This is a genomic window from Faecalibacterium sp. BIOML-A1 (assembly GCF_009679715.1).
Lineage (GTDB): Bacteria > Bacillota > Clostridia > Oscillospirales > Ruminococcaceae > Faecalibacterium > Faecalibacterium taiwanense.
The window spans coordinates 1-14,455 of sequence record NZ_WKZJ01000009.1 but is presented as its reverse complement, the minus strand read 5'-3'; the positions used below and the strand labels follow the sequence as shown (position 1 = coordinate 14,455).

Here is a 14,455-nt window from a genome sequence, read left to right as displayed (position 1 = left end):
ATGTTATATTCAAAACCCTTTCGGGTTTCTGCTTTGTTATTCGGCCACTACAACGGTCGCATGGCGGACGATCTTATCGCCCAGCTTGTAGCCCTTCTGGTAGACCGTGATGACGGTGCCGCTCTCCTGTCCGTCCGGGGCGGGGATCTGCTGCACTGCATTCATGAAGTTGGGGTCAAAGGGCTTGCCCAGCGCCTCGATCTCCTCCACATGGAGAGCATCCAGCGCCTTGGCGGCCTTGTCCAGCGTCATGGTCACGCCCTTTTTGTAGTTCTCGTCGGTGGTGGGGGCATTTGCTGCCATCTCCAGCGTATCCAGAATGGGAATGATCTGGTTCACCGCAAAGGAAATGCCATCGTTGAACTTCTGGTCGGCTTCGCGGGTGGAGCGCTTGCGGTAGTTCTCGTACTCCGCTGCCATGCGCAGCAGCTGGTCTTTGGCCTGTGCAGCGTTGGCTTCGGCCGCGTCCAGCTTTGCCTTGACGGCTTCCAGCTCACGGGCCTTCTTGTTGAACCAGCCGCCATCCTTCTTCTTGTCATCCTTCGGGTCGGCAGCTTCAGCAGCAGGTTCCTGTTCGGGTGCTGCCTGCTGGGCCTTTTCCTCGGGAGCCGTTTCGGGCTGCTCAGCTTCCTGAGCCGGAGCCGTCTTTTTTGCTTCTTCGCTCATTCCAGATCCTCCTTATAGATCACAGTCCGCCGCGGTACGGCAGCCTGCGGGGTGTCTTTTCGTTTGCCGCTCATGCCCTCGCCCAGCTGATCTGCAAAGTAATGCAGCAGCGGCATCAGTTTCTGGAAGGGCATCCGGGTGGGGCCGATCAATGCAATGGAGCCCCACAGGCCTCCGCCCACCAGATACCGGTCGCTCACGATGCACAGGCCCGGGATCTGCGGTTCCAGATCCTCGCCCAGCAGCACGCTCTCACTGCGTTCTGCCGGAGGTGCGATCAGGCCAGCGGCCTGCTCCTCGTCGTTCAGCAGTGTGAGGATGTCGCCCACCTTGCCGTCCAGCTGGGGCCAGTCCAGCAGGTACTGCTCACCGCCCAGAAATACATGGGGCTTGACGGAATCCTGCAGGATGGCAGCCGCTGCACTGATAACGGGCACCAGCTCCGGGTCGATCTGGCTGCACAGCTCTGCCAGCAGCCGGGTGGAAAGATCCACCGGCGCTACAAAGGTAAGGTTGCGGTTGAGCAGTGCGGCAAGTGCTGCCGCATTCTCGCGGGAAAGACCGGTGCGCACCCGTGCCACACGGGTACGAACGTAACCGGCCGTGGTAACGGCCAGCACAGCCGCTGCGCTGCGGCCCACCTGAACCACTTCATAGTGGGCGATGCACAGATCCTCGGCGCACGGGGTGCTGATGGCGGCGGTGCAGCCGCTGATGGCGGCCAGCGCCTTGGCGGCACCTGCGGCCAGCTTTTCCGGCTCATGGTCGAGGCTTGCGAACACCGCATCCACACGGGCGCGGCTCACACGATCCAGCGGCTGATCGTCGGTCAGCAGATTATCAAGGTAGTAACGGTAGCCCTTGGCGCTGGGCACACGGCCCGCGCTGGTGTGGGGTTGCTCCAGCAGGCCCAGCTTTGTCAGCGCCGCCATCTCATTGCGAAGCGTTGCGCTGGAAACTGCCATGTCAAAGTAGTTTGCCAGCACGCTGCTGCCAACGGGCTCGCCTTCGAGACCATACAGCGCCACGATCGCCTGCAAGACTCGCTGCTTGCGTGCATCCATCGTCATAGCGCCTGCCTCCTTTTTGCGTTCGCTTTGTTTGTTTAGCACTCCTTGTTCCTGAGTGCTAAGACCATTATAGCCAATTTTCCGGTGCTGTCAAGCCCCTTGGAAAAATGTTTTAAAAGATTCATAATTCTGTCATAAAGGGGTGTGAACTCCCTCAGTCAAAGCCTGCGGCTTTGCCAGCTCCCTCTGGGAGGGAGCCTTTGGCATGGTGGCACAGTTTCCGGCTCAAGCGCAAAGTTTGCGGGCGTGCCCGCTCCCCCTTGGGGGAGCTGTCGCGCAGCGACTGAGGGGCTTCAAATCGGCGGAGCCGGAAAAAACGGTTAAAAGATCTTCACGCCGAACAGGCGTGAATCTTCAGTTTTTTCCGGTGCAGCCCACCCCTTTGGGGTTAAAAGGGGCGAGCAGCCCCTTTTTTCGTGGCTCCAGCGCGTCGAAATCGCTGGCACTTTTCTGGTTCTCTTTTGGTGTCAAAAGAGAACATCCCCGGGCAGCAGTGTTTTAGTTTTCCCTCTTTTTCAGCCATTCGCGCAGTTTCGACCCCCATTCGTGCAGAATTTCTTTTGTTTTTGCCCAGTTTATGGTATATTTATAGTAACGAGACCCCCGTATAAAAACCACACGAAAGGAGCGAACCCCTATGAAAGCCAAACGCATTGTAAGCATCCTGCTGACCGGCAGTATGCTGCTGTCCCTGCTGCCGGTGTCTGCACTGGCAGCCGCCCCGGTGTTCGATGCACCCGCCCAGACCACGGCCAAAAAGGCTGCACCCCTTGTACAGGAGGCCGACGCCTCCCGCAGCACCGAGGAGGAAGCCGCCACCCGCAGCAGCCGTGATCTGGACGCAGAAAACGGCACCGCCGATAGCATTACCATCCAGCTGAACGCCGAAGGCAAGCCCGCAGACAGCGACGACCTTGAGCATTGGGTACATAGCGGCGTAACAAGCTATGACCTGAAATTGTATCAAGGCATCTTCACCCTGCAGCCCTCCTCGGAGGCCGGGGCGGAAAGCGCATTGCAGGACACTCTCTATATTTATAAAGATGCCGAATTTAACAGCGGCACCGTCGGCAGCACAACCTTCAACAACGGCACTATCTCCGGTGGCACCTTCCAAAAAGCGGTGCACAACGACGCCACCCCCAACAATCAGGGGTTCATCCTTGACGGCATCTTCAAAGAACAGGTGCACAACTGGGGCACCATCTCCGGTGGCATCTTCCAAGGGGAGGTGCACAACTGGGGCACCATCTCCGGCGGCACCTTTAAGGAAGCTGTTGAGGTATACGCCGACTCCAAGCCGGCTGGGATCGAGGGCGGGACCTTTGAAAAGGGTATGAAGCTCGAGAATTTTGGCTCTTCCATCACCATCAAAGACGGCCTGTTTGACGGCGAGGTTTCTGCCGCAGAAGGTTACTCCGGCATGCTTAGCATCAACGGCGGCTACTTTGTGAACAAACCCTCTCTGCCGGTAGGCAGCGACACCCGCTTTACCACGGTGAGCGATCAGGATGGCAGAGCCTTCCAAGTGCCTGTAAACAAAGGCTGGTCTGAAGGCTACGAAACGCTTTATGTGCCCAGCGGATCACCTGCGCAGCCCAACACCATTACCGTAAAGACCGCTGCCCCACTGACCGACTGCCTTGCAGGCGACGTATCCATTATGGGAACCGATAAAGTACAGCTAAATAATGACGGCAGTTACACCATTGAGGTATACCAGCCGACGTCCATCGTGCTGGTGACCGCGGAGCCCGCGCCGGGCGAACCCGGCGGCGAGCTTGACCCGGAGTTCTCCTCCGGCGCAGCCGCGCTCGGCATCGTGCTGGGCACTGCAGGTCTGGGTTATGTCACCTATGTCTGCGGTTCTTCCCTGTACCTGCACTATGTTTTGCCGGACGGCTTTATCCCCTCCACCCGGCAGGAGCTGGCCACCGTCCTGTGGACGACTGCCGGTAAGCCCGACCCCGTAAGCACCGCCCTGTATACCGATATCCCCGCTGACGCTATCGAGCAGCAGAAAGCCGCCCGCTGGTGCGCAGAGCAGGGTCTGCTCTCCGACCACGGCGAAACCTTTGGCCCGGACACCAAGGTGACCAATGCACGCATCATCCGCGCATGGAACAGCCTGAAAAAAGTGCCCGTGACCATCAAATAATCATCCTCACATTCATCCTTTCATGTACACCGCCGCCCGGCTTGCTTCCACAGGCCGGGCGGCGGTGTTTTCACTCTTCCATCTGCCTTGCCAGAAATGCCGCTGCCACATTCACGGCCTTGAGCTGGGCAGCATCCGGCGTGGCCGTGCGGTCTTCGGTCAGCAGGGCCACCACGCCGGTCACATCGCCCGCCGCAATGATGGGTGCGGCGCACAACACCACCCGGGGCGAGCCTTCGCAGGGCAGGATGCACTTTTCGGCAATGCCCTCGCTCTGGTACAGCCTGCGGCCATCCATCAGCTTTTCCAGCGGCTGGCTGATGCTGCGGTCGGCCAGCTCCCGCCGGCCGGAGCCGCTCACCGTAAGGATGCGGTCGCGGTCGGCCACCAGTGTGGTCAGCGCAAAGCTTTTGCTGAGCACCTCGGTATACTGGGCCGCTACTGCGTTCATCTCGCCAATGGGCGAATACTTTTTAAAGATCACCTCGCCGTCGCCCGTGGTGAAGATCTCCAGCGGGTCGCCGCGGCGGATGCGCTGGGTGCGGCGGATCTCCTTGGGGATCACCACCCGGCCCAGCTCGTCGATGCGGCGCACGATTCCTGTTGCTTTCATGTTTTTGCTCCTCCGTTTCCTTAAAAATGCCTGCAGCACTAGTATCTGTCAGGCCGGGCCATTTATACCTGCCGCCCCCGCGCAAAAAGACCTGCACGGAAAGCTGCCTCTTCGTTGCGTTTCCGGCAGGGTTCTGCTACAATGATACAAAAAGCCGTTTTCATAAGCACAGCACCCCGCTTATGAAGACAGCTCCTAAAATTCTACTGAGAAAGGCAGGTGTCCGGATGCCGAACATCCTCATTCTGGGCGGCGGTGCCGCCGGTCTTGCAGCCGCGCTGGCGGCGGCACAAAGTGCCCCCGCTGCACAGGTCATTGTGCTGGAGCGCAACCCGAAGCCGGGCAAAAAGCTGCTTGCCACCGGCAATGGCCGTTGCAATCTGGATAACACCGGCATTGCACCGGAGCTGTATTTCACTGCCGACCCGGCAGCACTTCGTCCGCTGCTGGATGCCGTAAATACCGCCGACCCGCTGCGCTGGTTCCATGCGCTGGGGCTTTATACCCGCACCGACGAGGCGGGCCGGGTGTATCCGTACTCCAATCAGGCGGCGGACGTGCTGGCCCTGCTGGAGCATCACCTTGCGCAGCACCATGTGCAGCTGCGCACCGGCTGCACCGTGCGCACCCTGAACCAGAGCCGCAGCGGCTACGCCGTGCAGTTCGAGACGGCAGGCGGCTCTGCCGAAACGCTGCGCGCCGATGCCGTCATCTGCGCCATGGGCGGTGAGGCAGGGCCGCAGTTCGGCACCGACGGCTTTGGCACCCGGTTCGCCGCCCAGTGCGGCGGCAGGGTGGAGCCGCTGTACCCCTGCCTGACCGCCCTGCAGTGCGCAAAGCCCCGCAAAGCGCTGGCTGGCATCCGTGCCAAGGCAGCAGCATCCCTGCTGGACGGTGCCCGTGTGCTTGCCTGCGAGAACGGCGAGGTACAGTTCACCGATTACGGCCTTTCCGGCATCTGCATCATGCAGCTGTCCGGCCTGCTGGCCCCGGGCCGCGGCCCCAAGGCTCCTGCTGTGGAGCTGGACCTCTTCCCGGCAGTGGACGAAACCGCACTTGCCAGCCTGTTTGCGGCCCACGCCGCCCAGACGGCAGGGGGCAGCGCCGCTGACTTCTGGCTGGGCCTGCTGAACCAGAAGCTGGGCTGTACTGTGTGGTCTGCCGCCGGGCTGCAGGACAGCGACGCGCCTGCCGTGCTCACCGCCGCACAGTGGCAGAAGCTGGCCCACACCGCCAAGCACTGGCGCTTTGAGGGGCTGACCCCCTGCAGCTGGAAGCAGGCCCAGACCACCGGCGGCGGGCTGGCCCTGCGGGAGGTGGATCAACACTTCCAGTTCAAGGGCTGTCCGGGCCTTTACTTTGTGGGCGAAACGCTGGACTGCGCAGGCAGCTGCGGCGGTTTTAATCTGCACTGGGCGTTCGGCTCCGGCCTTGTGGCCGGGCGCAGCGCTGCAGGCCATGCTGCAGCAGGCCGTGCTCTGCCAAAAGCCTCCGCGCCCGCAAAGAGCAGGAAAAAGCCGCACAGGTAAAAATGAGCTTTAAATTTTCAACAAAAGCTTGACATCTTGTGCAGATCGCATTATCATAAAGACAATAAAGGTTTGTTCAGAGGATCGAGCAGAACAAGCAAGGGGAGAGTCGAAAGGCCCTTTTGTTTGTCCTGCTCTTTTTCTTTTATTCGGCAAACGGAGCGATCAGGAGGTTTTTATGCTGGATGTAGCAATTATCGGCTGCGGTGTCATTGGTGCGGCAGCCGCCTATGAGCTGTCCCATTACCCGCTGCAGACCGCCATTTTTGAGGCTGAAAATGACGTGGCAGACTGCACCACCAAGGCCAACAGTGCCATTCTGCACGCTGGCTACGACCCCGAACCGGGCACCCGGATGGCGCGGCTCAACGTGGAGGGGTCCGCACTGGCCAAGGAGATCTGCGCCCGGCTGGATGTGCCGTACCTGCAGTGCGGCAGTCTGGTGCTGGCCCTCAGCCCGGAAGAGCTGCCCCACCTGCAGAAACTGTATGAGAACGGCATCGCCAACGGTGTGCCGGGCATCCGGCTGCTTTCCGCAGAGGAAACGTTTGCCATGGAACCGAATCTGGCCCCCACTGTCGTTGGCGCGCTGTATGCGCCCAGCGCCGCCATCGTCAGCCCGTGGGAGTTTGCGCTGGCAATGGCAGAAGTGGCTGTGCGCAACGGCGTGGAGCTGCACCGCAGCTGCCCTGTGACCCACATCGAAAAGACCGCCGGCGGCTGGGCACTGACCACCCCCTCCGGAATTGTGGAAACGCGCTATATCATCAATGCGGCAGGCATCTCGGCGCAGGCCGTGCACGACATGGCCGCACCCCACAAATTTACCATCCAGCCCACCCGGGGCGAATACTACCTGCTGGATAAATCCGAGGGCAGCCGTGTGCACCACGTCATCTTCCAGTGCCCCAACGAAAACGGCAAGGGCGTTCTGGTGGCCCCCACCGTCCACGGCAACCTGATCGTCGGCCCGAACGCCGACCCCGTGGAAGGGGACGATACCGCCTGCACTGCCGCCGGGCTGGCCTTCGTCAGCGCCGCAGCGCGCCGCAGCGTGCCGAACATCCGCTTCAGCGAGTCCATCCGCAACTTTGCGGGTGTCCGTGCCAATGTGGACACGGGCGACTTCGTTATCGGCGAAGCAGAGGGCGCGCCCGGTTTCATTGATCTGGCAGGCATGAAATCGCCCGGCCTTTCCAGTGCACCGGCCGTTGCCAGAGAAGCCGTCAAAATTCTGGAAGCTCACGGCGATCTGCCCGCCCCCAAGGCGGATTACAGGGATGGCCGCACCCGGGTGCGCTTCAAGGAGCTTCCGCCCGAAGAAAAAGCCCGGCTCATTGCAAAGGAACCCGCCTATGGCCGCGTGATCTGCCGCTGCGAGACGATCACCGAGGGCGAAATTCTGGATGCTCTGCACGAAGAGATCCCCGCCACCACCATTGACGGTGTCAAGCGCCGCTGCGGTGCCGGTATGGGCCGCTGTCAGGGCGGCTTTTGCGGGCCGCGGGTGCTGGAACTGATCAGCAAAACGCTGGGCATCAGTCCGCTGGACGTGCTGCAGGATAAGGCCGGCACCAACGTCTTACTGTGCGAAACCAAGCAGGAGGGAGAGCACCATGATTGATCTGGTCATCGTCGGCGGCGGCCCTGCAGGCCTTGCCGCAGCTTACAGCGCATGGCAGCATGGTCTGCGCGATATCCTTATCTTAGAGCGCGACAACGAGCTAGGCGGCATCCTGAACCAGTGCATCCACAACGGCTTCGGCCTGCACCGCTTTGGCGAGCAGCTCACCGGCCCGGAATACGCAGGCCGCTGCATTGAACTGCTGCGCTCCACCGGTGTCCGGGTGGAGCTGGGCACGATGGTGCTGGACGTCACCCCGGACAAAAAGATCCACTGTGTCAGCCGGGAAAAGGGTTATCAGATTTTGGAAGCCAGAAGCATCATTCTCTGCATGGGCTGCCGGGAGCGCACCCGCGGTGCCATTGGCATCCCGGGCAGCCGCCCTGCCGGTATCTACACCGCCGGTGCGGCCCAGCGCTATGTCAACATGGAGGGCTATCTGGTAGGCAAGCGGGTGCTCATCCTCGGCAGCGGCGACATCGGCCTGATCATGGCCCGCCGCATGACGCTGGAAGGTGCCAAAGTACTGGCCTGCGTGGAGGTCATGCCGTATTCCGGCGGCCTGACCCGCAACATCGTGCAGTGCCTGCAGGACTTCGACATCCCCCTGTATCTGTCCCATACCATCGTGGATATTCAGGGCAAGGCCCGCGTGGAAAAGGCCACCGTTGCCAAGGTGGACGAAAACCGCCGCCCCATCCCGGGCACCGAGATGGAATTTGATGTGGACACCATCCTGCTCAGCGTCGGCCTGATCCCGGAAAATGAGCTGACCCGGCAGGCGGGCATCCCCATGGACCCTCACACCAAGGGCGCTGTGGTCTACGAGAATATGGAGACCGGCATCCCCGGCGTGTTCGCCTGCGGCAATGTGGTGCACGTGCATGATCTGGTGGACTTCGTTTCGGGCGAGAGCGACCTTGCCGGTGCTTCTGCGGCGGCCTATGTTTTGAAGGGCGAAGCCTCCGATACGGTTGTGCTTGACCTTGTTCCGGGCAATGGCGTGGGCTACACCGTGCCGCAGCGGGTGCGCCCCGCTGATGTGGACAGGAGCGTGAACATTTCCTTCCGTGTGCGGCAGAACTACGGCCCCAGCCAGATCACCGTGACCTGCGGCGGCAGGCAGCTGGCCCGGTTCAAGCGCCAGCGCATGGCTCCCGGCGAGATGGAGCACATCGCCCTGCCCAAAGTCCTGCTGGAAAAAGCAGACGGCCCGCTGACCGTTGCGGTAGAGGAGGTTATTGCAGAATGAGCAGCATCAAAGAAGTCATTTGCATCTGCTGTCCCTGCGGCTGCCACTTGCAGGTGGACCCGGAAAATGATTATAATGTAACTGGAAACGCCTGCCCCAACGGTGCCGCCTACGGCAGGGAAGAGCTGACCCATCCCACCCGCATCCTCACCAGCACCGTGCGGGTAGAGGGTGGGCTGTACCCGCGCTGCCCGGTAAAAACTGCGCAGGCCGTGCCCAAAGAGAAGATGACCGAGGTCATGGCTGCGCTGGACCGCGTCACCCTGCACGCCCCCGTCCGCACCGGGCAGGTGGTGCTGGCAGATGTGTGCGGCACCGGCGTGGACGTTGTGGCGACGCGAAATCTGTGATACACACTCCTGAAACGATACGGAGGTAGCAAAAGCATGAGTACAAAATATGTTCTGGCGTTGGATCAGGGAACCACCAGCAGCCGTGCCATCCTGTTCGACAATGAGCAGAATATCATTGCGGTGCAGCAGCGCGAGTTTGAGCAGATCTATCCGCAGCAGGGCTGGGTGGAGCACAACCCCATGGAGATCTGGTCCACCCAGTATGGAGTCATGAACGAGGTGGTGGCCCAGAGCGGTGTCGATGCCCACGATATCGCCGCCATTGGCATCACCAACCAGCGGGAGACCACCATCCTGTGGGAAAAGGCCACCGGCCGCCCCATCTACAATGCCATCGTCTGGCAGTGCCGCCGCACGGCTCCGCTGGTGGATGAACTGCTGCAGCAGCCCGGCATGGCAGACTACATCCGGGAGAACACCGGCCTGATGCCCGATGCCTATTTCTCCGCAACGAAGATCAAGTGGATCCTGGACAATGTGCCCGGTGCGCGGGAGCGGGCCGAGGCAGGGGAGATCCTGTTCGGCACTGTGGACACATGGCTGGTCTGGAAGCTGACCGGCGGCAGAGTGCATGTCACCGACCGCACCAACGCCAGCCGCACCATGCTGTATAACATCCGCACGCTGGACTGGGACGACACCCTACTCAAAGCGCTGGATATCCCGCGCTGCATCCTGCCCCGCGTGACGGATTCCAGCGAGGTCTACGGCACCACCGATCTGTGCGGTGTGCAGATCCCGGTGGCCGGCATTGCCGGTGACCAGCAGGCTGCGCTGTTCGGACAGAGCTGCTTTGGCAAGGGGGAGGCCAAGAACACCTACGGCACCGGCTGCTTTTTACTGATGAACACCGGCGACACCATCTGCCGCAGCCGGAACGGCCTGATCTCTACCATCGCCATCAGCCTGAACGGTAAGGTGGAGTACGCGCTGGAGGGCAGCGTCTTTGTGGGCGGTGCCGTCATCCAGTGGGTGCGCGACGGCCTGCGCATGATCCAGGAGAGCCGCGATGCGGAATACTATGCCCAGAAGGTGCCGGATAACGGCGGCATTTACATCGTGCCGGCCTTTACTGGTCTGGGTGCACCGTACTGGGATATGTATGCCCGCGGTGCCATTGTGGGCATCACCCGCGGCACCACCCAGAACCACATCATCCGCGCGGCAGAGGAGTCCATTGCCTACCAGAGCGCAGACCTCGTGGCTGCTATGGAAAAGGACACCGGCGTGCCCATCACCTCGTTGAAGGTGGACGGCGGTGCATCCCGTGACCAGTTCCTGATGCAGTTCCAGGCCGACATCCTGAACAAGACCGTGCTGCGCCCTGCCATCCGGGAGACGACCGCTCTGGGCGCTGCCTATCTGGCGGGCCTTGCCACCGGCGTATGGAAGGACCGGGACGAGATCCGCAGCCTGTGGCACTGCAACATGACCTTTGCCCCGCAGATGGACGAGGCTGAGCGCACCCGTCTGCTCTCCGGCTGGCACAAGGCTGTGGGCCGCAGCTGCGACTGGGCAGAGCATTGATAGTTTTCGCCCGACTTTATGGTTCGCGCACAAAATATTTTTTAATTGTTTATTTTCTATTGACATTTTGTTACAAAACGCTATACTAGAAGCATCCCAAGAGAAGTGAGATGGGGATGCACTGTATCGTCCAGATGCAGTGTGTCCCCATTTTTATTACGGAAAAATCAGATTCAAAAAGGAGGTCCCCCATATGAACGAGAAAAAACTTTCAAGGCCGCTGATCAGTCTCATCGTCAGCATCGCGCTCATCATCGTAGGCATTGCCGGTTCTTTCATTTTACAGACGAACTCCGGCAAAACGACCATCCGGAACGTTACCATTGAATCCGAATCCGGTCATACCCTTGCGATGGATGTTTATATTCCGGAAAACGCCACCGCTGAAACGCCTGCGCCCGCTATTTTTGTACAGCATGGCGGAAACAACAACAAAGAAGAAATGCAGCACTACTGCATTGAGCTCGCCCGCCGCGGCTATGTTGCGATCGGCGTGGATATGTACGGCATGGGCGAAAGCGAACCTCTGCCGGACTCCGAATGGCTCACCCAGGGCCGCGGCCTTTATGATGCGGTACGCTACGGCGTGACTCTGCCCTACGTTGATACCGACCGAGTTTCGCTGCTGGGCTACTCCCGCGGTGGCAAGGCAGCTGGCGAAGCACTGCAGTGCGATAACGACAGTCTGAATGTTGTCAAGGCCATTTTCCTGATCCACAGCGATCCCATCGTGCGTAACAGCGAGGGCTACACCGATGTTTACGGTGCCCGAGATGTCGCAGTTCTCGCAGACAAGAACGACGAGTTCTTCTTCTCGGAAAAAGCTAATGATAACGGTACCTATTCCAACGACGCCAACAAGTATGCAGCCAACCTTTCCAGCCCGGCAGAATATGTGATCAACAACAGTGCACAGTCCTTCCTGTATTTCGGTATCGACCCCGCAACCACCAGTGAACAGCGCGTGGCAGAGACCGTTTATGAGCAGGATTACGGCGGAAAGACCGGAAGCCGCCAGATCTTTGTTTCTAACGAGACGCATATGGCTGGTTGGTGGTCCCCGCTGGTCATGAACCGTGTGTTGACCTTCTTTAACCGTGTTATGCCCACTGGCACTGCTCTGAGCGCCAGCAGCTACACCTATACCATCTGGAACATCTTCAAGATCATCGCCCTGTCCGGTCTGCTGCTGTTTGCCGGGTCTCTGATGGTCTGGCTGGTCAGCTCCGTCAAGACATTCCAGTGTGCCGACAATGGAGAGCAGGACCTTCGCCCAGTTGGCGATAAGAATGCAGTTGCATGGTTCTGGGGCATCCAGATCATCAGTGCCGTCCTGTCCATCCTCATGATTCGATTCCTGAACAAGCAGGGACTGGCATCTTACCGTGATGCACTTTTCCACTCGGCCAACCCTGCGTACCACGGCCTGATCTCTCTGCTGTGCGGCGCACTGACTCTTGTTCAGTGGGCCCAGGGTTCGAGTCCCTGGAGGTGCACCAGATATTGAACGCCAAATCGTAAGATTTGGCGTTCTTTTTTGTTATGTAACCCCGAGAAATCGGGGCTTGCACGGTCAATGCACGGTTTTTGCACGGTTGGTGTTTTCATAGGAATCTTCTGCATGGGCTGGAATTACTTTGAAATGCGTGGTAAATTTTGCATTAGGTCAGCAGAGCCAGACGGAGCTGCGCCTTTACTTCGGGGTCTGCATTCTTCAGCAATTCCAAGAGAGCCGTCATGGAGATGGTGGGTTCGCCTGCGGCGGGTACAGCCTGCGGGCTGGGGCTTTCCTGTTTAGCATAGAACCCTTCCTCAAATTTCCTGCCCAGTTCTACACGAGAGGACTGCTGGATATGAGCGTAGGTGTTCACCAGCATATCCGCCGTGGCGTGCCCTGTGGTGCCCTGAACGGCTTTCACATCGCCGCCGGAGATCATCAGCTGATAGGTGGCACTGGAATGCCGCAAACCGTGAAAGACAATGCGGGGGAACTCCGGGTGGGCATCCTGCCACTTGAGGAACTTTTTGCGAATGAGCACCGGCTCCACCGCCAGACCGTTGGGCAGACGGAACAGCATCCCACTGTCATGGTAGCGTGTCGGGTCTTTTCTCTCGTCTGTCGCCAGCTGATTCAGCCACTTCTTCAATTCTTCTTTTAGTGCAGAGGTCATGAAGATGGTGCGGCAGGAGGATGCGGTTTTGGTGCTTTTCAGGATGAGGGAAGTGGTGCTGCGCTCCAGCTTGTCCGGGAATACCTTGATGATGCAGCCATCGTCCACTTGGTTCAGGGCTTCTTTTCGCACCCGCTGCATGGATTTGTTGATACGGAAGGTTCCGATACCGTCCGCAGCATCAAAGTCAATATCCTCTGGGGTCAGACCAACGATCTCGCCTTCTCGCAGCGCGCCCACCAGTGTGAGATGGACTGCCAGATGCAGGATGGGGTCCTCCATGCTGTCCAGAGCCGCCCGCATTTCCTCTACCGTCCAGATGGTACGCTCCTGCGTGGACTTCTTGGGGCTGTCCACGGGAACCGGGCTTTTGACAAGGATGCCCCACTCTACGGCATACTGGAAGGCTGTACCCAGCAGCCGATGAACCTCGTGGATGGTGGTGCCGGATAGAAACCGCTGCTTCTGCTTTTCGGTCAGTTCCTGCTTCTTGCCCTCAATATACGAACCGCAGGGTGTTTTGCTCAGGGTCGTGTAGAGGTTTTCCATGTGGTAGGGCTTGAGTTTTTGCATCTCCATGCTGCCGATATAGGGGATAATAAGGTTCTGGATGGTGGAAAGGTTAGATTCGTAGGTTTTGGGTGCCCACTTGTGCTTGCTGCACTGCTTGGGCAGCCAATCCATGAGGAACTCTGCCACCGTCACCGAGGACGGAATCAGGAAGGTTCCAGCCGCCAGCTCATGCTCGATCTGTTTCTTACGGTTTGTTGCCTCCTCTTTGGTGGGAAAGCTTTCCCATTTGTCGCAGCTCTTGCCGTGCTCGTCCTGATAGGTGTAGCGGACGCTGTAAGAGTTGCCGCGTTTTGTAATATATGCCATACTGTTGCCTCCTTATCAAGCTGCCCGGTTGAGCCACGCATCGAAGCTGTCCTTCGGTACACGGATGCTTCCGCCTACCCGCAGAACACGGAATTCGGTGGTGCTGTTGCACAGGTTGTAAGCAGAGCGCAGGCTGATGGCCAGCATTCGCGCGATCTCTTCCACCGTGTACACCAGTTTCGTGGTTGCCGGGCTGTCAGTTGGAGACTTGACGGCATTGGTTTGAGTGACCACTTCCATTGTAGTGGGATTCGAGTCCTTTTGCAAGAACTTATTCGTATAATTTTCAGATTTCACAGTTTCGGTCATGTCAGGCCGATTCAAATTCATAGGCAGACCTCCAATTCCTTGTAGCCGGGTGACTTTTGCACCCGGCAATTTTTGTTTTCCAATGTTTTCAGTTTATCCGATCAAGCGTTTCATGCGTTCCAGCTTTTCCTGCGCAGTTTCCTTGCGGAAACTTACACCGATACAGGAGATTGGGACGCATATTTCCAGCAGGCGGTCATAGATGCGGGCATGAGGGGTATCCTGTGGGTGGCGTATCTCGTCCAGCGTCAAGTTGGTGGTGACGATCAGTGGTTTCCGGCTGCGGTATCGGCTGTCCACGATG

At 59.2% G+C, this 14,455-nt stretch carries 12 protein-coding genes, 1 tRNA gene and 1 pseudogene; 7 read left to right on the top strand and 7 right to left on the bottom strand.

The genetic code is table 11. From position 1 onward, the window contains the following. Positions 1–36: 36 nt before the first annotated feature. Positions 37–666, bottom strand: a complete 630-nt coding sequence (locus tag GKG36_RS10155) for a nucleotide exchange factor GrpE (protein ID WP_005943579.1) — start codon at positions 664–666, stop codon at positions 37–39. Beyond that, positions 663–1,736, bottom strand: a complete 1,074-nt coding sequence (hrcA, locus tag GKG36_RS10150; protein ID WP_120120417.1) for a heat-inducible transcriptional repressor HrcA — start codon at positions 1,734–1,736, stop codon at positions 663–665. Before hrcA ends, GKG36_RS10155 begins: the two co-directional genes overlap by 4 nt. A 637-nt stretch (positions 1,737–2,373) precedes the next feature. Between hrcA and GKG36_RS10145 the strand changes: the two genes are divergently transcribed. Continuing rightward, a complete protein-coding gene (locus GKG36_RS10145) occupies positions 2,374–3,894 on the top strand; it encodes a hypothetical protein (RefSeq protein ID WP_154260542.1) in 1,521 nt (506 codons plus the stop codon). Between the two features lie 70 nt (positions 3,895–3,964). On the opposite strand, the gene GKG36_RS10140 is transcribed toward GKG36_RS10145, so the two are convergent. Then, on the bottom strand, positions 3,965–4,507 hold the full coding sequence (locus GKG36_RS10140; RefSeq protein WP_005943582.1) for a stage V sporulation T C-terminal domain-containing protein: 543 nt from the start codon (positions 4,505–4,507) through the stop codon (positions 3,965–3,967). A 227-nt stretch (positions 4,508–4,734) separates the two neighbouring features. Between GKG36_RS10140 and GKG36_RS10135 the strand changes: the two genes are divergently transcribed. The 5 genes from GKG36_RS10135 to glpK all read left to right on the top strand — a co-directional run bounded on the left by GKG36_RS10135 (position 4,735) and on the right by glpK (position 10,792). Then, entirely contained in the window at positions 4,735–6,036 is a 1,302-nt protein-coding gene (locus GKG36_RS10135) for an aminoacetone oxidase family FAD-binding enzyme (protein ID WP_154260540.1), read from the top strand. Positions 6,037–6,214: 178 nt separating this feature from the next. Next, positions 6,215–7,660 (top strand): NAD(P)/FAD-dependent oxidoreductase, encoded by a 1,446-nt coding sequence (locus GKG36_RS10130; protein ID WP_154260538.1) that lies wholly within the window; start codon positions 6,215–6,217, stop codon positions 7,658–7,660. Further along, positions 7,653–8,912, top strand: coding sequence for an FAD-dependent oxidoreductase (locus GKG36_RS10125; protein ID WP_097781179.1), 1,260 nt, complete (start codon positions 7,653–7,655; stop codon positions 8,910–8,912). The genes GKG36_RS10130 and GKG36_RS10125 overlap by 8 nt, the downstream gene beginning before the upstream one ends. Next, positions 8,909–9,262 carry a DUF1667 domain-containing protein gene (locus GKG36_RS10120; RefSeq protein ID WP_005943592.1) on the top strand — a complete coding sequence of 118 codons (354 nt, stop codon included), beginning with the start codon at positions 8,909–8,911 and terminating at the stop codon, positions 9,260–9,262. The genes GKG36_RS10125 and GKG36_RS10120 overlap by 4 nt, the downstream gene beginning before the upstream one ends. A gap of 36 nt (positions 9,263–9,298) precedes the next feature. Next, positions 9,299–10,792 carry a glycerol kinase GlpK gene (gene glpK, locus GKG36_RS10115; RefSeq protein WP_120080356.1) on the top strand — a complete coding sequence of 498 codons (1,494 nt, stop codon included), beginning with the start codon at positions 9,299–9,301 and terminating at the stop codon, positions 10,790–10,792. 280 nt (positions 10,793–11,072) lie between these two features. On the opposite strand, the gene GKG36_RS14860 is transcribed toward glpK, so the two are convergent. Next, on the bottom strand, positions 11,073–12,194 hold the full coding sequence (locus tag GKG36_RS14860) for a hypothetical protein (protein ID WP_243139053.1): 1,122 nt from the start codon (positions 12,192–12,194) through the stop codon (positions 11,073–11,075). Positions 12,195–12,225: 31 nt separating this feature from the next. Between GKG36_RS14860 and GKG36_RS10105 the strand changes: the two genes are divergently transcribed. Next, a tRNA-OTHER gene (locus GKG36_RS10105) sits at positions 12,226–12,291 on the top strand. A gap of 162 nt (positions 12,292–12,453) precedes the next feature. Here GKG36_RS10105 and GKG36_RS10100 read toward each other — a convergent pair. The 3 genes and pseudogenes from GKG36_RS10100 to GKG36_RS10090 form a co-directional block, all read right to left on the bottom strand. Then, a complete protein-coding gene (locus tag GKG36_RS10100; protein ID WP_154260536.1) occupies positions 12,454–13,842 on the bottom strand; it encodes a site-specific integrase in 1,389 nt (462 codons plus the stop codon). Positions 13,843–13,857: 15 nt separating this feature from the next. Further along, positions 13,858–14,172 carry a helix-turn-helix domain-containing protein gene (locus GKG36_RS10095; protein WP_097773129.1) on the bottom strand — a complete coding sequence of 105 codons (315 nt, stop codon included), beginning with the start codon at positions 14,170–14,172 and terminating at the stop codon, positions 13,858–13,860. A 72-nt stretch (positions 14,173–14,244) separates the two neighbouring features. Further along, positions 14,245–14,455 (bottom strand): annotated as a pseudogene (locus GKG36_RS10090) (DNA helicase); the annotation flags it as partial.